This window comes from Paenibacillus thailandensis (assembly GCF_042685365.1).
GTDB classification, from domain to species: domain Bacteria; phylum Bacillota; class Bacilli; order Paenibacillales; family Paenibacillaceae; genus Paenibacillus_AP; species Paenibacillus_AP thailandensis.
On record NZ_JBHUMY010000024.1, the window covers coordinates 1 to 969 of the forward strand.

General features: G+C 51.4%; 1 protein-coding gene. It reads right to left on the reverse strand.

Annotated features, from left to right (window positions below):
* Nucleotides 1–667 (reverse strand): phage tail tape measure protein (locus tag ACFSW5_RS18455; protein ID WP_379276237.1); only part of this gene is annotated, 667 nt, incomplete at its 3' end.
* Between the last annotated feature and the right edge of the window lie 302 nt (nt 668–969).

Here is a 969-nt window from a genome sequence, read left to right on the forward strand (position 1 = left end):
GCGTTGTACCAGCCTGTTCGCCCTGCATGCCACTATTTACAATCGTGCCGATGGCTGCAGAAAGCTCTTCGAGTGAGATACCGAGTGCATTTGCTGACGGTGCGGCATACTTTAAGGCATATTGCATATCAGTAATGTCCGCCGCGGATATGTTGGCCGTTTTTGCAAGAATATCGGCTACTCGTGTTGCTTCGGTTGCCTCCATGCTGAACGAGTTCAACGTTGAGGCCATAACGGAAGCGACCTGCGCCATATCCGCTCCCGACGCCTCGGACGCCGCAATAATCCCCGGCATCGCGCCCATAACTTCGGTCGCGTTAAAGCCCATCGCCGCCATTTCCTGGAATCCTGACGCAATTTCACTCGCTGATTTGGAAGTTGAACTCCCGAGCTCTAGCGCTTGGTTACGCATGGCTTCAAATTCTTCCGCGGTAGCTCCGCTTATTGCTTTTACCTTCGACATCTGCGCATCAAACTCAGCGCCCGTTTTGATCGCGGCTCCCAAGCCGCCCGCAACGCCTACGCCAAAAGCGGTTAAACCGGCGCCGACCGCAGTAAACGAACTAGCAGTCTTTTCGAGTCCCTTAAGGCCGCTCTCGAATTTCGAAAATGTTTTCGTAAAGTCATCTGTCGCGGAGATGATGTATTCGAGGTTTAAACCGGACATTTAATCGCTCTCCTTTCTGAAAAAATAAAAGGCTGCCCGTTATTGGACAGCCAATCGAGTTTTAAATATAAAGTGGACATATCTTCGAACTGCTTCCGTAGAGCGCGCCTGCAATGCAGTCGCCTTTCCGAACTTACTCGGATCGATGCGTTCAGTACCGTCGATTACGATATCGACCGCTCTCCGGAATTGCCGGAGTCCCTCGATAAACTTTGCGTGTTCGCGCCGTTGCCTTAAACTCGGAAACCTAATCGCGGAAAGTTCCGTTATTGCTTCGTCAACTTTTCGTCTAGCAAAGCGCA